The organism is Sphingomonas elodea ATCC 31461 (assembly GCF_000226955.1).
Taxonomy (GTDB): Bacteria; Pseudomonadota; Alphaproteobacteria; order Sphingomonadales; family Sphingomonadaceae; genus Sphingomonas; species Sphingomonas elodea.
In genome coordinates this window covers 23,625-43,088 of sequence record NZ_AGFU01000123.1, presented here as the reverse complement: position 1 = coordinate 43,088, position 19,464 = coordinate 23,625, and the positions used below count along the sequence as shown (strand labels likewise).

Below are 19,464 nucleotides of genomic sequence, written 5' to 3'. Positions count from 1 at the left end.
AGGATCTAAATTGGTTACACCGTTACGCAGGCCCCGTCCGGCGGCCGAGACCAAGGGGAGTTTCCGATGCGCGCGTTCCTGAAGCAGGCAAGGCATTCCGGCTGGGCGGCGCTGCTGCTGTCCTCGACGGCGTTTGCCCAGACGGTACCGCCGCTCACGCCGCTTCCCGCCAGCGTGCAGATGGGCAAAGGCAGCTTCACCGTGACGAACGGTACAGGCATCGCCGTCCCTGCCGGCGACACCGCAGCTGCGAACGCCGCGAAGCTGCTCGTCGCGCACGTGAAGGTGGAACGCGGCCTGACCCTGGGCGCTGCCGGCACCAACGGCGTGATCCGCTTCGACCGCGACGCAGCCGTTAAGGGCGAAGAGGCCTACCGCCTCACCATCGACGCCAAGGGCGTGCGCATCGCCGCCTCGAGCGACCGCGGTTTGCTCTACGGCGCGATGACGCTGGCGCAGCTGCTCAGCCCCGACCACGGCTTCGGCAAGGCGGTGAAGCTGCCGGCGCTCAGCGTCGAGGACGCCCCCCGCTTCGGCTGGCGCGGGCTGATGCTCGACGTTGCGCGCCACTTCCAGCCGATCGAGTTCGTCTACGGCGTGGTCGACCAGATGGCCTCGGTGAAGCTCAACACGTTGCACCTGCACCTGACCGACGACCAGGGATGGCGCTTCGAGGTAAAGCGCTATCCCAAGCTCACCGAAGTGGGCGGCTGGCGGACCCCGCCGAGCACCGGCGGCGCGCCGGGCCCGAAGGTCGGCGGCTTCTACACCCAGGAACAGCTGAAAGGCCTGGTTGCCTATGCCGCCGAGCGCGGCGTGACCATCGTGCCGGAAATCGACCTGCCGGGCCATGCCCAGGCGCTGGTCGCCGCCTATCCCGAACTCGGCATCTTCGGTGACAAGCCCGAGGTGTCGCACGACTGGGGCGTGAACCCCTATCTGTTCAACCCCGGCCCCAAGGGCATCGCCTTCGTCAAGGAAGTGCTCGACGAGCTGATGGCGGTGTTCCCCGGCACCTATGTCCATCTCGGCGGCGACGAAGCGGTGAAGGACCAGTGGGAGCGCTCGCCGGAGGTGCAGGCGCAGATGAAGGCGCTCGGCATCAAGACCGAAAACGGGCTGCAGAGCTGGATGATCGACCAGTTCGGCGCCTATCTGGAGGGCCATGGCCGCCGCCTGATCGGCTGGGACGAGATCCTCGAAGGTGGCCTGCCGCCCTCGGCCTCGGTGATGTCGTGGCGCGGCGAGAAGGGCGCGGTGGAAGCCGCCAATGCGGGGCATGACGTGGTGCTCTCGCCCGCCCCCACCCTCTATCTCGACAGCCTGCAGAGCGATCGTCGCGACGAGCCGCCGGGCCGCCTCTCGATCCAGACGCTGGCCGATGTCTACAAGTACGAGCCGATGCCCGTCGGCATCGATGCGGCCAAGGCGAGCCATGTGCTCGGCGCGCAGGGCAATGCGTGGAGCGAATATTTGATCACGCCGTACCAGGTGCAGCACATGCTGTTCCCGCGCGCCGCGGCGATCGCCGAAATCACCTGGTCGGGCAAGGACAAGCGCGACTTCACCGGCTTCGTGACGCGCCTCCAGCCGCAGATCGCGCGCTGGCGCCGTTCAGGCATGGAAGTCGCCGACAGCGCCTTCGCCGTCGATTACAAGCTGCAGGGCACGCGCGGCGAGGCGCTGCGGGCAAACCAGGCCAAGGTGACGCTCGCCACCCAGACCGGTTTCGGCACGATCCGCTACACGCTCGACGGCAAGCAGCCCACCGCCAAGTCGCCGGTGTACAAGGCACCGTTGGCGCTCAAGCCCGGCACGACGATCACCGCGGCGGCGTTCGACGCAGCCGGCATCGTCACCGCTACCCCGCGCAGCTTCGATACCAGCCGGACGGCACTGCTAACCCGCACCAGCTCGGACATGGTGGCCTGCCCCAGGGGCGCGCTCGGCCTGCGCGTGCCGCTGACCGCCGAGGCGCAGGAGAATGCGCCGGTGTTCAACGTCAACCTGTTCGACACCTGCACCGCCTATCCGGCCGCGCCGCTCGACGTGGCGACCGGCTTCACCGTCGACGTCGCCCGCACGCCGCGCAACTATGGCCTGGCGCATGATTTCAACAAGGTCCGCGCCCATTACAATGTCAGCACCCATGGCGAGCTGATCGTCACCACCCGGTGCATTGAGGCCGCCAAGGACAAGACGATCAAGCCGATCGTCGTCGCCACCTTTCCCCTGCCCGATCCGGACAGCGCGCCGCAGCAGTTCCGCTTCACCGGCAGCCTGCCCAAGCTGGCGGGCGACGAGGACCTGTGCTTCCAGTTCACGTCGCCCCTCAGTGACCCGTTCTACACCGTCGCGAAGGTGGTGCTGACGGAGAACGCGAAGTGAAGGCACGCTCCCTCGCGCTGCTGCCGCTGCTCGCCCTCGCCGCGCCGGCCTGGGCCGATCCGCGCCAGTCGCTGTCGCTCGACGGCGCATGGCAGGTCCGCATCGACCCCAGTGACACGGGCGCCGCCAAGGCGCATCCGAAGGAAGCCGTCTGGTTCCCGGCCAAGGTGCCCGGCAGCGTCCAGCAGGACCTGATCGCGGCGAAGCGCGTGCCGGATCCCTATAAGGGCATCAACGAGGCACCGATCCAATGGGCGGGCCTGACCCGCTGGCAGTTCCGGCGCACGCTCAACGTCACGCCCGCGATGCTGGCACGCGACCATCTCGATCTGGTGTTCGACGGCCTGGACACCTTCGCCACGGTGACGCTCAACGGCCAGAAGCTGCTCGAGACCGACAACGCCCATCGCCGCTGGCGGGTGGACGCCAAGCAGGCGCTGAAGGCCGGCGCCAACGAACTGGTCGTCACCATCGCCTCGCCGATCAGGACGCTGCAGCCGATGGTGCTTGCGGAGAAATTTCCGCTCCCCGGCGAATATGACTCCGCTTTCGGCGACGAGCCCAAAGGCAAGCAGACCTCGCCCTATATCCGCAAGCCCAAATATGATTACAGCTGGGACTGGGCGCCCCGCCTGGTCAAGATCGGGCTGTGGCGGCCGGTGCGGCTGGAGGCGTGGGACGATGCGCGCATCGACGGCTTCCGCATCGACCAGGAAGCGCTGATCCCGGCGGAAGCGCGGCTGGTCGCGCGCTGGAAGATCCTCACCGATATCGAGAAGTCGGTCACCGTCCGCACCCGCATCACCGGCCCCGACGGCAAGACGGTGGAAGCCAGCCGCACGCTGTCGATCGACCTGGGCGAGAACGCCGTCAGCGTGCCGCTCACCCTCCCCAAGCCGCAACTCTGGTGGCCGGCCGGCTATGGCGCGCAGCCGCTCTACACGGTGGAAGCGGTGCTGGAGGTAGACGGCGCGGTCAGTGACCGGATCTCCCAGCGCATCGGCCTGCGTACGGTAGAGCTGCTGAACCAGGGCGGCGGCTTCGGCTTCCGCATCAATGGCTTGCGCATCTTCGCCAAGGGCGCGAACCTGATCCCGTTCGACATGTTCCCGAACGCCGTGACCGAGGCGCGGATGCGCCGCATGGTCACCGATGCGCGCGACGCGAACATGAACATGCTCCGCGTCTGGGGCGGCGGCTATTATCTCGACGACGCCTTCTACGCCGCCGCCGACGAGCTCGGCATCCTGGTGTGGCAGGACTTCATGTTCGGCGGTTCGATCACCCCGCCCGACGCGGCGTTCCGCGAGAATGTCCGCATCGAGGCCGAGCAGCAGGTCGCCCGGCTCCAGCCGCACCCGTCGATCGTCGGCTGGAACGGCGGCAACGAGATCCTGTCCGGCTGGGAAAACTGGTCCGATCGCAAGGCGTTCAAGAAGAATGTCGGTGCGGACGAGCAGGAGCGGATCGGCGCCGGCATGGCCGTATTGTTCGATCGCACGCTGCGGGACGCCGTGCTGAAGGAAGCGCCGGGCAGCACCTATTGGCCCGGCTCGCCCTCCACCGACTATACCGGCCCCACCGACACCGACGCCAATGGCGACCGCCATTTCTGGGATGTCTGGTCGGGCTCCAAGCCGGTCGAGAACTATCTGAACGGCTGCGCGCGGTTCATGTCCGAATATGGCTTCCAGGCGATGCCGAACCTCGCGACCATCCGTGGCTTCGCGGGCACCGGCCCGCTGGCGATCGACAGCCCGGTGCTCAAGGCGCACCAGAAGTTCCTGGCCGGCGAAGGCAATAGCCGCCTCCAGCTCTATCTCGACCAGCGGCTGCGCAAGCCCGCCGACTTCGCCGATCTCGTCTATCTCACCCAGGTGAACCAGATGCAGGCGATCGGCATGGCCGCGCGCCACCACCGCGCCTGCGCGCCGATCACCATGGGGTCGCTGTTCTGGCAGCTCAACGATGCCTGGCCGGCGATCAGCTGGGCCAGCATCGACCATGACGGCCAGTGGAAGCTGCTGCAGTTCGAGGCGCGCCGGATGTTCGCGCCCCAGGCGATCGTCGCCGAGCACAAGGACGGCGCCACCCGCCTCGCCGCCGTGTCCGACGCCAGCCAGCTTATCGCCGCCGAATGGCGCGTCCGCGGCTTCACCATGGACGGCAAGCCGCTGGGCGCGAAATCGGAGAAATTCGACCTGTCGAACGGCTCCCTCGAACTCGCGAAGATCGCCGATGCCGATCTGTTCGGCACCGCCGCGCCGGCTGAAAGCTATGCCGTCGCCGAGCTGTGGATCGACGGCAAGCCGGTCTCGCGCCAGATCGTCGAGCGGTTGCTGCCCAAGGACATGGCCTATCCCGCCCCGCGCCTGTCGGTGCGCTGGCAGGGCAAGCAGGTGACGCTCACCGCCGGTGCGCTCGCCCGCGCAGTGATGCTCGATTTCGGCACCACCGTCGCGCACGCTAGCGACAATGGCTTCGACCTGCTGCCCGGCGAGAGCCGCACGCTCACCATCACGTCCGAGGCCAGTGCCGCCGCACTCGCCCGCGCCCTTACCCTTCGCACGCTGGGACCCCGCTGATGCCGCTTCTCCCCCTGCTCCTCCTCGCCGGCGATCCCGATCCGGTCGCCGCCGCCATCGCCAAGATGACGATCGAGCAGAAGGCCGCGCAGCTCCAGAGCACGGCGCCGGCCGATCCGGTGATCGGCCTGCCCGCCTATGACTGGTGGAACGAGGGCCTGCACGGCCTCGCCCGCGACGGCTATGCCACCGTGTTCCCCCAGGCGATCGGTCTTGCCGCGACCTGGGACGTGCCGCTGCTCCACAAGGTTGGCGACACCGTCGCCACCGAGGCCCGCGCCAAGTTCAACGCGAAGCCGGTGACCGCCGATCGCAAGATCTATGAGGGGCTGACGATCTGGTCGCCCAACATCAACATCTTCCGCGATCCGCGCTGGGGCCGTGGCCAGGAAACCTATGGCGAGGATCCGTTCCTCACCGGGCATCTCGCGGTGGGCTTCATCCAGGGGCTGCAGGGCCCGGACCCGGCGCACCCCAAGGTGCTCGCCACGCCCAAGCATCTGGCGGTGCACAGCGGCCCCGAGGCAGGCCGCGACGGCTTCGATGTCGATCCCAGCCCGCAGGATCTGGAATCGACCTACACCCCCGCCTTCCGCCTCGCGCTGACCGAGGGCAAGGCGCAGTCGGTCATGTGCGCGTACAATTCGATCCACGGCACGCCGGCTTGTGCTTCCGGCGGGCTGCTCAACGATCGGCTGCGCAAGGACTGGGGCTTTACCGGCCTCATCGTCTCGGACTGCGATGCGGTGGCGAACATCCACCTGTTCCACCATTACCGCCTCGATGCCGCCGAAGCCTCGGCCGCGGCGATCAAGGCCGGCATGGATCTGAACTGCGGCACCACCTATGCCGCGCTGCCGGAAGCGGTGAAGCGCGGGCTGGTCTCCGAGGCAGAGGTCGACGTGGCGCTCAAGCGCGCGCTCGATGCCCGCCGCGCACTCGGCATCGCGTTCGGCGGCGCCAATCCGTGGAGCCGGATCAAGCCCGGCGAGCGCGGCACCCCGGCCCAGCGCGCGCTGGCGCTGGAGGCCGCGCGCAAGGCGATCGTGCTGCTCAAGAACGACGGTGACCGCCTGCCGCTCGCGCCTGGCGGCCGCATTGCGGTGATCGGTGCCAATGCCGATGATCTGGGCGTGCTGGAGGGCAATTACCACGGCACCGCCAGGGATCCGGTAACCCCGCTCGACGGCATCCGCCGCCAGTTCGGCGCCGATCGCGTCGTGTACGCGCAAGGCGCGCAGCTGGCCGAGGCAGCGGCGGTGATCATGCCGGAAACGGCCTTCCGCGCCGACGGCAAGCCGGGCCTCAAGGCCGAATATTTCGCCTCGCCGACGGTAACCGGTACGCCGGTCGCCACCCGGCAGGACCGCCGCATCGACTTCAACTATACCCGCGCCGCACCGCTGCCGGGGCTCGACCCCACCGGCTTCGCGGTGCGCTGGAGCGGCGAGTTCACGCCCCCGGGCGCAGGCGAGTACGAGTTGGCGATCGACATCCCCGCCTGCTGGAAGGACTGCACCACGCACGACGCGGTGCGGCTGTGGGTCGACGGCAAGCTCCTCCACGATGGCCCGCTCGGCAAGGCGCGCGTGGCGGTGAAGCTCGCCAGCGACGGGAAGCCGGTGCCGTTCCGCATGGAGATCGACCATCGCAGCGAAGATTTCGGCGTCCGCCTGATGTGGCAGCCGCCCGCCGAGCCGATGCTCGCCCAGGCGCTGGCCGCCGCCAAGAACGCGGACACGATCGTCGCCGTGCTCGGCCTGTCGCCCGATCTCGAGGGCGAGGCGCTCAGCGTCTCGATCCCCGGCTTCGTCGGCGGCGACCGGACCGATATCGCCCTGCCCCGCCCGCAGCTCGAGCTGCTCAAGGCGCTGCGCAAGACCGGCAAGCCGCTGGTCCTCGTCCTCACCAGCGGCAGCGCGGTGGCGGTGGACCCGAGCCTCGCGGACGCGATCCTCGAAGCCTGGTATCCCGGCGAGGAAGGCGGCACCGCGATCGCCGAGACGCTGGCGGGCAAGAACAACCCCTCGGGCCGCCTGCCGCTCACCTTCTACGCCTCGGTGGACGACCTGCCGGCTTTCGTCGATTACGGGATGAAGGAGCGCACCTATCGCTTCTTCACCGGCAAGCCGCTCTGGGGCTTCGGCCACGGCCTGAGCTACACCAAATTCGCCTATGGCAACGTCGCGGTGAAGGCGGCGGGCATCGGGCAGCCGGTGCAGGTCAGCGCCACGCTGACCAATGCGGGGAACCGCAGCGGTGAGGAAGTGGCGCAAGTCTATGTCGTCACTCCAGCTGCGGGGAAACCAGGCGGGCTCACCACGCCGGTATTGCAGCGCCAGCTCGCCGGGTTCCAGCGCACTGCCCTCGCGCCGGGCAAATCGGCCAGCCTGTCATTCACGCTCGATCCGCGCAGCATCAGCAGCGTTGCACGCGACGGCACCCGACGGGTGCTGCCGGGCACCTATCGCGTCTGGATCGGCGGCGGACAACCCGGCGACGGTGCGGGGCAATGGGCCGACTTCACGCTCACCGGCACCGCGCAGGAGTTGCCGAAATGATCGATCGCCGCACGTTGCTCGGCTCGAGCCTCGCGCTCGCCGCCACGCCCGCATTCGCCGGCGCCGCCCCCGACTTCGCGAGCAAGCGCCCGGCACTCGCCGACCGCCGCTTCGTCAGCAAGGCGGTGGAGCGCGAAATCGCCCGCGTTTCCAGGCAGATCGCCGATCCGAAGCTGCGCTGGATGTTCGTCAACTGCTATCCCAACACGCTCGACACCACGGTGAAGATGGGCGTGGTGGACGGCAAACCGGATGCGTTCGTCATCACCGGCGATATCGACGCTCTCTGGTTACGCGACAGCTCGGCACAGGTGCGGCCCTATCTGCATCTTGCCAAGGACGATGCCGAGCTGCGTCGGCTCTATCACGGGCTGATCGCGCGGCAGGCGCGCTGTATCCTGCTCGATCCCTACGCCAACGCCTTTCTCGAGGACCCGAACGCCCGCACCAAGCTCAGCTGGGCGCTGGCGGACAAGACCGAGATGAAGCCGGGCGTCGCGGAGCGGAAGTGGGAGATCGACAGCCTCTGCTATCCCATTCGATTGGCACATGATTATTGGAAGGCGACCGGCGACGTCACGCCGTTCGATGCGCAATGGGCGGAATCGGCCCGCGCCATCCTGCGCACCTTCCGCGAGCAGCAGCGAAAACACGGCCCCGGCCCCTATCGTTTCCTGCGCAACAGCGATCGGCCGACCGAAACGCTGATGCTCGACGGCTATGGCGCGCCGACGCGGCCCGTGGGGCTGATTCACTCCGGATTCCGCCCGTCGGACGATTCCTGCGTCTATCCTTTTCTCATTCCAGCCAATTATTTCGCAGTGACGGTTCTGCGGGAACTCGCGGCGCTCGCCATGGCCGCGCGCCAGGATGCTGCACTTGCGAACGAAGCGACGTCTCTCGCCGGTGAAATCACGGAGGCGCTCCGCGCCTATGGCACGATGCGGCTACGCGACGGGCGCGAGGTGATCGCCTATGAAGTCGATGGGTTCGGCAATGCGATCTTCATGGACGACGCCAATGTGCCGTCGCTCTCCAGCCTCGCCTATCTGCGTTGCGTCGATCGGAACGACCCGTTGTGGCAGCGTACGGCTGCCGCGGCGTGGAGCGATGCCAACCCCTATTGGTCGCGCGGCAAGGTGGTCGAGGGGATCGGCGGCCCGCACGTCGGCTTGCGCCAGGTTTGGCCGATGTCATTGATTATACGTGGTTTCTCGCAAGATCACGACCCGCGAATGCTTCGCAATATCTTGCGAATGCTTAGCAATAGCGATGCAAACACCGGCTTCATTCACGAGGCCGTCGACCAGGACGACCCAGCGAAGTTCACGCGGGACTGGTTCGCCTGGGCCAACGGCCTGTTCGGCGAGCTGCTCGCCCACCTGGCCGCCACGCAGCCCAAGATCCTTCAGGAGACCCTGTGATGCTCTCCCGCCGCAACCTTCTTGCCACCAGCGCGATCGGCATCGCCGCAGCCGCGGCCCCGCGTTTCGCCCGCGCCCAGACCGCTCGCCGCACTGCAGCAAATCTGTTCATCGGCACCGGCGGCACCGGCCACACCTATCCGGGCGCATCGCTGCCCTTCGGCATGGTGCAGCTGAGCCCCGATACCGGTGTCGAGCGCTGGGAAACCTGCTCGGGCTATTACCACACAGACGGCTCGATCCTCGGCTTCTCGCACACGCATCTCTCGGGCACCGGCATCGGCGACATGCTCGATCTGCTCGTTGTCCCCGGCCGGGGACCGGTGGTGTTGCAGCCCGGCACGCGCGAAAAGCCGGAGACCGGCTATCGCCAGCGCTATCAGGACGAGCGCGCCGAGCCCGGTTATTACAGCGTGGCCCTGGAAAACGGCGTCCGCGCGGAAGTGACCGTGACCGAGCGAACCGGTTGGCATCGCTACACTTTTCCCGCCGGCCCCGGGCATATCCTGCTCGACCTGTCGCACCTCGTGCTCGACAGTTCGGACAGCCCGCCACTGATCGCCGACGCGGTGATCGACGTGGCGCCCAACGGCATGATCACCGGGCAGCGACAAGTCTTTCGCTGGGCCAAGGGCCGCAAGATCTTTTTCGCGCTCCAGCTCTCGCGCCAGCCCGATCGGATCACGCTCTACGCCGATGACGATGCCGCGCAACCGGCCGGCACGCGCCACGTCACCGGACGGAGACTGAAGGCGGTGCTGCACTATGCGGACGCAGGAAAGGCCCCGATCATAATGCGTTGTGGCATTTCCGGGGTCGATCTCGCCGGCGCCCGCGCGAATCTGGTCACCGAAGCGAGACATTGGGACTTCGATGCCACCCGCCGCGAAGCCACCGCCCGGTGGCAACCGGCGCTGGACGCCGTCCGCGTCGAAGGCGGCACCGAAGACCAGCGCACGATCCTCACCACCGCGCTCTACCACGCCCAGCTGGCGCCCACGCTGTTTTCGGACGTCGATGGCCGCTATCTCGGCATGGACGGGCAGATCCACACCGTGCCCAAGGGCGGCGCGGCGTACAGCACCTACTCCTTGTGGGACACCTATCGTGCGCTGCACCCGCTGCTCACCCTGATCGCGCCTGCCCGCGTCAAGTCGCTGGTCGATGACCTGATCCGCCAGACCGCCCAGTCGCCCTATGGCCCGCTGGTCTGGCCGCTGCAGGGCAAGGAGACCGGCACGATGATCGGCTGGCACGGCGTCGTGCCGCTCGCCGAGGCGCAGGCCAAGGGCATTCCGGCCGACTACGCCGCTGCCTGGCCGGCCATCCGCCGCCGCAGCTTCGATTTCACCGCGAAGGATCTCGACAACAGCAAGGGCCGCGATCTCTACGACAAGCTTGGCTATGTTCCCGCCGACAAATGGTGGGAAAGCGTCAGCCGCACCCAGGAATATGCCTATGACGACTGGGCCTCGTCGCACCTCGCCGCCGCGATCGGTGAGAAGGGGGATGCGGCCCGGCTCGCCACGCGTTCGGGCAACTGGCGCAACGTGATCGATGGCAGCATCGGCTTCGCGCGGCCCCGGTTCGCCGATGGCAGCTGGTGGACGCCCTATGATCCGATCCAGCTCGGCCACATGCCCAAGCCCTGGTGGCGCGACTATACCGAGGCGAATGGCTGGCAGGCGACCTTCCTCAACCAGCACGACGTGCACGGCCTGATCGCGCATATGGGCGGCGACGCGAAGTTCGAGGCGAAGCTCGACGCGCTGTTCAACGCGCCCTCCACCCTGCCCGCCAATGCGCCGCCCGATATCTCGGGGCTGGTCGGCCAATATGCACACGGCAACGAGCCCGATCAGCACGCGCCGTATCTCTATGCCTATTGCGGCGCGCCGTGGAAGACGCAGGCGATGGTGCGACGTCTCTGCACGGAGATGTACAAGAACGACCCCGACGGCATCATCGGCAACGACGATTGCGGCCAGATGAGCGCCTGGTTCGTCTTTTCGGCGCTGGGCTTCTACCCCGTCGATCCGGTGGAGGCCGTGTACGTGTTCGGCTCACCTTTATTCGAGCGCGCCGAGGTGACGGTGGGCGCGGGCAAGCGGCTGGTGATCGAGGCGCCAGGCAACCGCGCCGACACGCCCTACGTCGTCGCCGTCACCTGGAACGGCCGCCCCTGGACAAAAAGCTGGATCGCGCACGCCGATCTGGTTAAGGGCGGCACGTTGCGTTTCACCATGTCGGCTACGCCCAACCCCGCCTTCGGTCGTGCGCCGGCCGATCGTCCGCCCTCCAACGGACGTACGCCCGGCTGATGCTGCTCGCCGCCGCGCTTCTGACGACGACGCCCTGCGTTGCCGCCGGTGCCGGCGGCGAGGTCGCAGCGGCGCTGCTGCGCACGCGGCTGGTGGAGCGCCACGCACCGTGCGCGCGGGTGCTGCTCGCGCCGCTCGGTGCAGCCGAGGCGGCGCTCCCGGCACGGCAGCGCACGGTGTGGCGCAAGGTGGCGCCCCGCACCGTCCCGCGCGAAGGATTTGCGGTGCGGCGGATTGGCGAAACGCTGGTAATCACGGCCCGGGGACAGCGCGGGCTGGTCTACGGCGCCGGCTGGTACCTCCGCACCGGCGCCCGTCCGCTGCGCTACGACAGCGCCCCCGCCCGCCCGGTGCGCCTCACCCAGATCGGCTATCGCGCCAAGAACAACAGCTACGATGCCTGGACGCTGGCGATGTTCCAGCGCCGGATCGAGGATTTCGCGCTGTGGGGCGCCAGCGGCGTGCAGGTGATCGCGCCGGTATCCGACGACGACGCCACCAGCCCGCTCTTCCCGGCCCCGCCGCTGGAAACACTGCGCGGCATCGGCAATATCGCCCACCGGCTCGGCATCGACTTCGCGCTCTATTACCCCAACCTGCACGACTATGCGACCGTGGCCGAGCGCGACGCGGAGGTCGCCCGCTTCCGCACGCTGCTCGGCGAACTGCCGCAGGTGGATGCCCTCTACGTCCCCGGCGGCGACCCCGGCCATGCCGCCCCCGCCAACCTCTTTCCCCTCGTCGCAGACGAAGCGGCGGCGCTGCGCGCCCGCAATCCCGCGGCCGCCGTGTGGATATCCACCCAGGGCTTCGACGCCGCCGGGCTCGACGCCTTCTACGCCCAGCTTGCCCGCCGCCCGCGCTGGCTGACCGGCATCTTCGCCGGGCCGCAGACGCGCGATCCTGTCGCCGTCCAACGCCGCCATCTGCCCGCCGGCATGCAGCTGCTGCTCTACCCGGACGTCGCCCACACCATGCACGCCCAGGTGCCGGTCGACCGCTGGAGCCCGGCCTTCGCGCTCACCGAAGGCCGCGAGCCGATCAACCCGCGTCCGCGCGCGATGACGGCGCTGTTCCGCCACCTCGATCCCGGCAGCAGCGGCTTCGTCACCTATTCGGAAGGGGTGAACGACGATGCGAACCAGTTCCTCTGGTTCCGTCTCGGCTGGGATCCGCGCGTCACGCCGGAGGCGTTCGCCCGCGACTATGCCCGTGCCTTTCTCGGCGATCCCGCCGGCGCCAGGGCGCTCTTCGCGCTGGAAGACAATTGGATCGGCGATCCCGCCCGCAACGCCCGGATCGACGCGACGCTGGCGCTGGTCGACAGCCTCAGGCCCGCCCCCTGGGCCGATTGGCGGATCGACGCGCTCCGCTACCGTGCGGTGTACGACGCCATCGTCCGCCACCGCCTGATCGCCGCGCGCGCCCGCGAGGCCGCCGCGCTCGCCGCACCCGATGCCGCCACCGCCCGCGCGCGACTGGCGGAGGCCGATCCGGCGCCCGTGCCCGCCCTGCGTACCCTGCTGTTCGCGCTGGCGGAGCGGCTGTGGCAGGGCGCGCGGCTGCAGCTCAGCGTGCAGCTGTACGGCGCCACCACGATCGAGCGCGGCGCCAATCTCGATCGCGTCGATGTCGACCTGAACGACCGCGTCTGGATCGAGCGCCAGCTCGCCACCCGCACGCCCGCGCAGCTGGCCGACCATGAACGCCAGCGCGAGGGCGCGCTGTACGACGATCTCGGCGATCCTTCGAACGCCCCGCACCTCGTGCGCGGCAGCAGCCCGATGGCCGATCCGCTGCGCTTCCACGGCGCGGTGGACGGCATCGCCGATCGCACCCCGAACGACGGCTGGCGGATGGCGTGGATCAGCTATGCCGAAAGCCTGTACGACGCCCCGCTGCGGCTCCGCTACACCGGCCTCGATCGCAGGCGCCGCTACCGTCTTGTCGCCACCTATGCCGGCGAGGACTATTGGCTGCCGATGCGCCTCGTCGCCAATGGCAGCATCGAGATCCACCCCCCGCTCGACCGCAAGACCAACCCGATGACGGTGGCATTCGACATTCCCGCCGCCGCCACGCGTGGCGGCACCCTCGATCTCGCCTGGACGCGGCCCGCCGGCATGGGCGGCAGCGGCCGTGGCCATCAGGTCGCCGAGACCTGGCTCATCCCCGAACCCCTCTCCGGAGAACGCAAATGACGACCCTTTCCCGCCGTGCGCTCGTCGCCGCCGGCCTCGCCTCGCCGGCGCTGGCGCATGCGGCGACCGGCACCGCCAAGGCTTCCGCGCCCAAGCCGTTCGGGGCGACGCCCTCCGCCCGCCAGTGGAAATGGCACCAGCGCGAGCAATATGCCTTCATCCACTTTTCGGTGAATACCTTCACCGACAAGGAATGGGGCTTTGGCGATGAAGATCCCAAGACCTTCAACCCCACGGATTTCAGCGCCGACCAGATCGTCGCCGCCGCCAAGGCGGGCGGGCTGAAGGGCCTGATCCTCGTCTGCAAGCACCATGACGGCTTCTGCCTGTGGCCGACCAAGCTGACCGAGCATTGCATCCGCAACAGCCCCTACAAGGGCGGCAAGGGCGACATCGTCCGCGAGATGTCCGATGCATGCGCGCGCGCCGGCCTGCCCTTCGGCGTCTATCTCTCGCCCTGGGACCGCAACCACGCGGACTATGGCCGCCCGGGCTACATCACCTATTACCGCGCGCAGTTGACCGAGCTGTGCACCCGCTACGGCAAGCTGTTCGAGGTCTGGTTCGACGGCGCGAACGGCGGCGACGGCTATTATGGCGGCGCGCGCGAGACGCGGAAGATCGATGCGCCCGCCTATTACAACTGGCCGTCGATCATCGCGCTGGTCCACAAGCTGCAGCCCGACGCCTGCACCTTCGATCCGCTCGGCGCCGATATCCGCTGGGTGGGCAATGAGGACGGCGTGGCGGGCGATCCCTGCTGGCCGACCATGCCCAACCACCCCTATGTTCAGAGCGAGGGCAATGCCGGCGTACGCGGCGGCGAACTTTGGTGGCCGGCGGAAACGGACGTCTCGATCCGCCCCGGCTGGTTCTATCATGCCGATGAGGACTCGCGGGTGAAGAGTCCGGAGCGGCTGATCCAGCTCTATGACGAGTCGGTCGGGCGCGGCACCAACCTAAACCTCAACCTGCCGCCGGATCGCCGTGGCCGCATCGCCGACCAGGACGTGAAAATCCTCAAGAGCTTCGGCGACGCCATCCGCGCCACCTTCGCGCAGGATCTGGCCAAGGGCGCCGTCGCCCATGCCAGCGCCGTGCGCGGGCCCGGCTTCGAGGCGGCGCGCGTGCTCGACGACAATCGCGAGACCTACTGGTCTACCCCCGACGCCGCCAAGACGCCCACCCTCACCCTCGATCTGAAGCCGGGTACCCGTTTCGACGTGATCCGCCTGCGCGAATATCTGCCGCTGGGCGTGCGCGTCACGCGCTTTGCGGTGGATGCGGAGATCGACGGCGTCTGGCAGCAACTGGCGGAAAAGCAGTGCATCTCCGCCCAGCGCATCCTGCGCCTGCCCCAGCCGATCGCGCCGCGCCGCGTCCGCCTGCGTATTCTCGAGGCGCCTGCCTGTCCGGCGATCAGCGAATTTTCGCTGTTCCGCTCGGTGGCGCCGGTGCCGGTTGCGCCGATCGTCTCGTCGGACCCGACCGTGCTCGACACGCGCGGCTGGACGATCGCTGCCGCGCCGGCGCCCGGTGCCGAAAAGCTGCTGGATCGCGACCCCGGCACGATCTGGACCCTGCCAGCCCCGCGACCCGGCACCGCTGCGGCCGTCGAGATCGACCTCGGCGCCAGCACCGTGCTCGCCGGTTTCAGCCTCACCCCGTCGCGGCATGTGATGACCGATGCCGCACCGCCCAAGGGCTACAAGGCCGAGACCAGTACCGACGGGACCAATTGGGAGCCCGCTGCTACCGGTGAGTTCAGCAACATTGCTTATGCGCTATCCACGCAGCGAATCGGTTTTGCTCGCGTGCGTCCGGCGCGTTTCCTGCGTCTGACCTTCGCCGAGACCGCCCTGCCAGAACCGAAGCTGGCGATCGCCGAAATCGGAGGATTCACCGTGCCGCGCTGACGGTAGCGCTGCCTCGCTGAATGCCGCCGCGCCGGCGTCCGCAACCATCGGGCGCCGGCGCGTTGCATTCGCGCAACAACCTTCCCGAAAAGGGACGTCTGGCAGCGCTGACGTTGCCATATATAAAACCAATTTTCCGAAATGGTATTGTATTGATGTGGCACCTATGACAGCATCCCTTCATCGCAGTGACAGACAAATGACGCGCTGCGACGTGGATCGGCCGCGAAAATGCGGCGTTTCGAGGGGGTTGCACCGATGGGTATCCGTCGTCGCGATGCGTTGAAGCTGGGGGTGGCTGGCGCTGCGGCGCTGCCCGCACGTGCCGCACTGGCCCAGCCGACGTCCAAGCGCGCACTGATCGTTTCTACCTGGGATTTCGGCGCCGCGGCCAATGCCGCCGCCTATGCGCAGTGGAAGAAGAGCGGATCGCTGGTCGACGCTGTCGAGGCCGGCGCGTGGGTGCCCGAAGCGGACGCCAGCAACCATTCGGTCGGCTATGGCGGTTATCCGGACCGGGACGGCCACGTAACGCTGGATGCGATCATCATGGACGATCGCGGCAATGTCGGCGCGGTCGCCGCGCTTGAGGACGTGCTGCACCCTATCTCTGTCGCCCGCCGGGTGATGGAGAAGACCCCACACACCTTCCTGGTCGGCGAAGGCGCGCGCCAGTTCGCGATCGAGCAGGGCTTTCCCCGGACCAAGCTGCTGACCGCCGAAGCCGAGGCGACGTGGCGCGAGTGGCTGAAGACTGCCAAGTACAAGCCGATCGCCAACATCGAGAACCAACGCGGTTCGGCGTTGGACCATGATACGATCGGCATCGTTGCCTGCGACGCAGGCGGGCGGCTGGCCGGCGCCTGCACCACGTCGGGCATGGCCTTCAAGTTGCGTGGGCGCGTGGGGGACTCTCCCCAGGCCGGTTGCGGCCTGATGGTAGAGCCCGGCGTCGGCGCCGCCACCGCCACTGGAGTCGGCGAGGAAGTCACGCGGATCGCGGGCTCCGCGCGCGTTGTTTCTTCGATGCGCGCAGGCCTGGACCCGATGGCGGCCTGCCGCGAAGCCGTTCTGCATATCGCCAAGCTGCGCGGCGACGCCGTGAAGGACGCGCAGGTCGCGTTCCTTGCGATCGACCGTCTGGGCCGCGTCGGCGCCTATGCGCTGCAGCCTGGCTTTACCTACGCGGTTACCGATCTGAACGGCAACACACAGGTGTTGGCGGCACAGAGCCTGCGCCCCGCGGGCAAAAACTGATAATTTGGGGAGTGAGGGAAGACCATATGACATTCAAAATTCCGCTGCTTAACTCGGTCGCGGTCGCCGCGATCGCGATCACCGGCCTCTACGCCGCGCCTGCCTTCGCCCAGACCGGCGCGCAGAGCGACGATGGCCAGAGCGAAATCGTCGTGACCGGCATCCGCAAGAGCATCGCCGACGCGATCGAGACCAAGCGCAAGGCGAACTCGATCGTCGACGTGCTCAGCGCCGAAGACGTGGGCAAGCTGCCCGACAACAACATCGCCGAATCGCTGTCGCGCCTGCCGGGCATCACCGTCGACCACCAGTTCGGTGCCGGCGAGCAGCTCTCGATCGCCGGTGTCGAACCCGCGCTCAACCGCCTGACGATCGACGGCCACTCGGTCGCCTCGGCCGACTGGGGCGGCAACCCGTCCGACCGATCGAGCCGCACCTTCAACTATTCGCTGCTGTCGCCGTCGATCATCAGCCAGGCCGTCGTCTACAAGACGCCGGAAGCCCGCCTGCAGGAAGGCGCGATCGGCGCCAGCGTCGACGTCGTCACCCGCAAGCCGCTCGATCTGAAGCCGAACACCATCGCGGCGACCGGCGGCTATGAATATAACAGCCGCGCCGAGAAGGGCAGCGTCCGCGGCTCGGCGCTGTACAGCTGGCACAATGACGCCGGCACCTTCGGCATCCTGCTCGGCGCCAATTACGACAAGCAGCAGCTGGCCCGTGCCGGCGTGGCGAGCTACTGGTACCGCACCGGCCAGGCGCTGCTCGACAACGCACCGGCCACCGCCACTGTGAACGGCAAGGCGATCAGCGCGCTGACCGCGGCCGAGCGCACCGCGTTCGGCAACGCCCGCTACGCATCGTTCCTCGCCCGCGAATATTTCCGCCAGGAGCGTGAGCGCATCGGCTTCAACGGCGCCGTCCAGGTCAAGCCGGCCGAGAATCTGACGCTGACCGGCACCGCGATGATCATTCGCGGCAATTTCGACAACGTGTCGAACTCAATGTACACCTATGGCTTCGAAGGCTCGCGCCTGACCGCCGCCACCTACATCCCGGGCACCGATGGCAGCCCCGGCGTGGTCAATTCCGCCACCTTCAGCGGCATCACCAGCGGCACCGGCTCCACCGGCCAGCTCGACACGCTGTACCGCCGCACCCGCGTGAAGAACGATACCTACTCCGCGCTGCTCGACTGGAAGCCGGGCGAGTGGACGGTCACCGGCAATGTCGGCTACACGCGCGCATCGGGCGGCAAGAACCCCGAATATCTGCTCGATTTCCGGACCCAGCAGGGCTTCACCGCCGGCGCGAACGGCCAGAACACGATCGTCAACTGGCAGTCGCCCGCCAGCGACGGCAGCAAGTGGCTGAGCAACTTCACCGCCAATGGTGGCGAAAACATCACCGCGCCGGACGGCCGCCGCTTCTTCGGTCGCCAGATCGGCGGCATCCCGACCCAGTCCGGCTTTACGCTCGACAAGGAGTGGTTCGGTGAACTGAACGCCAAGCGCGAAGTCGAGTGGGGTCCGGTCAAGACGATCCAGTTCGGCGGCCGCTTCGTCAACCACCTGAACAGCAACACCAGCTTCAGCAACGCGATCTACACCAACCAGAACTTCACCGTAGCGGATCTCGGCCCGAGCATCCGCCCGGCGAGCCTGTGGGATGGCCTGGGCACCACCGGCAACGGCGTGCCCTATGTGGGCCTGGACCAGGACGCGATCATCGCGGCACTGAAGAAGTACGGCAACTTCTCGATCGACCGCGGCCTCGCCCAGAGCGAGTATTGGAAGGTCAAGGAGCGGATCTTCGCCGGCTATGTGCAGGCCGACTTCGAGTTCGGTGACTTCCGCGGCAACCTCGGCGGCCGCTTCGTCAACACGCGCGACCAGTCGAACTTCTACGTGCAGAGCGGGGGTACCTACGCGCTCACCCGCGTAACCACCGACGACAACCGCTTCCTCCCGGCGTTCAACCTGATCTATCAGGCGGGCAAGGACGTCGTGCTCCGCGGCTCGGCGGCCAAGGTGATCGCACGTCCGCGTTACAGCGATCTCGCCGGCTCGATCCAGCTTGACGACAGCACCCGTTCGGGCAGCGGCGGCAACCCGGATCTGAAGCCCTATGCGGCGACCAACTTCGGCTTCTCGACCGAATGGTATTTCGCACCGGGCAGCTACCTCTCGGGTGAAATCTTCTACCGCGACATCTCCAACTATGTCGGCAACGAGGTCGACGACGGCCCCGACGGCCAGGGCGTGCCCTTCACCAACACTGTCACCGGTCAGTCGCTGCGCTACTCGATCAGCCGTCCGGTCAACGGCGGCAAGGCGTCGGTCACCGGCTTCTCGGTCTCGGCGAACGCAAACGTGATCTGGGGCTTCGGCATCCAGGCGAACTACACCTTCGCCGATGCGGAGACCCAGCAGTCGACCGGCCTGCCGTTCCTGTCGCGCAACACGGTGACGATCTCGCCCTATTTCGAAAAGGGTCCGTTCCAGGCACGCGTCAGCTACAATCGCCGTTCGAAGTATTTCTACCGCTTCGGCCGCCAGCAGTCGCAGGACTATACCGACGCCTATCGCCAGCTGGACGCGCAGGTTTCCTACGCGATCAACAAGATGTTCTCGATTACGGCTTCGGCATCGAACCTGTTCGACGAAACCTATTACCAGTATAGCTCGACGCCGGACGCTCCGACGTCGATCTACAAGAACGGTCGCGTCTTCTCGCTGACCGCAACGCTCCGGATGTAAATCCGGAACCGGGGGGAGCGTCGGTGTATGCCGGCGCTCCCCCCTTTTGCGT

General features: G+C 67.7%; 9 protein-coding genes. All 9 read left to right on the top strand.

Translation table 11 applies throughout. The annotated features are described in order from the left end of the window. Positions 1-66: 66 nt before the first annotated feature. The 9 genes from KK7_RS0119435 (at position 67) to KK7_RS0119395 (ending at position 19,412) form a co-directional block, all read left to right on the top strand. Positions 67-2,388: a beta-N-acetylhexosaminidase gene (locus tag KK7_RS0119435; protein WP_010546306.1), complete on the top strand. Its 2,322-nt coding sequence runs from the start codon at positions 67-69 to the stop codon at positions 2,386-2,388. Beyond that, on the top strand, positions 2,385-4,973 hold the full coding sequence (locus KK7_RS0119430) for a beta-mannosidase (protein ID WP_010546305.1): 2,589 nt from the start codon (positions 2,385-2,387) through the stop codon (positions 4,971-4,973). The genes KK7_RS0119435 and KK7_RS0119430 overlap by 4 nt, the downstream gene beginning before the upstream one ends. Then, positions 4,973-7,534, top strand: a complete 2,562-nt coding sequence (locus tag KK7_RS0119425; protein WP_010546304.1) for a glycoside hydrolase family 3 C-terminal domain-containing protein — start codon at positions 4,973-4,975, stop codon at positions 7,532-7,534. Before KK7_RS0119430 ends, KK7_RS0119425 begins: the two co-directional genes overlap by 1 nt. Continuing rightward, on the top strand, positions 7,531-8,958 hold the full coding sequence (locus KK7_RS0119420) for a glycoside hydrolase family 125 protein (protein ID WP_010546303.1): 1,428 nt from the start codon (positions 7,531-7,533) through the stop codon (positions 8,956-8,958). The genes KK7_RS0119425 and KK7_RS0119420 overlap by 4 nt, the downstream gene beginning before the upstream one ends. After that, positions 8,958-11,279: a GH92 family glycosyl hydrolase gene (locus tag KK7_RS0119415; protein ID WP_010546302.1), complete on the top strand. Its 2,322-nt coding sequence runs from the start codon at positions 8,958-8,960 to the stop codon at positions 11,277-11,279. The genes KK7_RS0119420 and KK7_RS0119415 overlap by 1 nt, the downstream gene beginning before the upstream one ends. Beyond that, positions 11,279-13,480 (top strand): hypothetical protein, encoded by a 2,202-nt coding sequence (locus KK7_RS0119410; RefSeq protein ID WP_010546301.1) that lies wholly within the window; start codon positions 11,279-11,281, stop codon positions 13,478-13,480. The genes KK7_RS0119415 and KK7_RS0119410 overlap by 1 nt, the downstream gene beginning before the upstream one ends. Next, complete coding sequence (locus tag KK7_RS0119405; RefSeq protein WP_010546300.1) at positions 13,477-15,396, top strand: alpha-L-fucosidase; 1,920 nt, start codon at positions 13,477-13,479, stop codon at positions 15,394-15,396. The genes KK7_RS0119410 and KK7_RS0119405 overlap by 4 nt, the downstream gene beginning before the upstream one ends. A gap of 258 nt (positions 15,397-15,654) precedes the next feature. Next, a complete protein-coding gene (locus KK7_RS0119400) occupies positions 15,655-16,653 on the top strand; it encodes a glycosylasparaginase (protein WP_010546299.1) in 999 nt (332 codons plus the stop codon). A gap of 26 nt (positions 16,654-16,679) precedes the next feature. Continuing rightward, a complete protein-coding gene (locus tag KK7_RS0119395) occupies positions 16,680-19,412 on the top strand; it encodes a TonB-dependent receptor (RefSeq protein WP_010546298.1) in 2,733 nt (910 codons plus the stop codon). Positions 19,413-19,464: the final 52 nt, after the last annotated feature.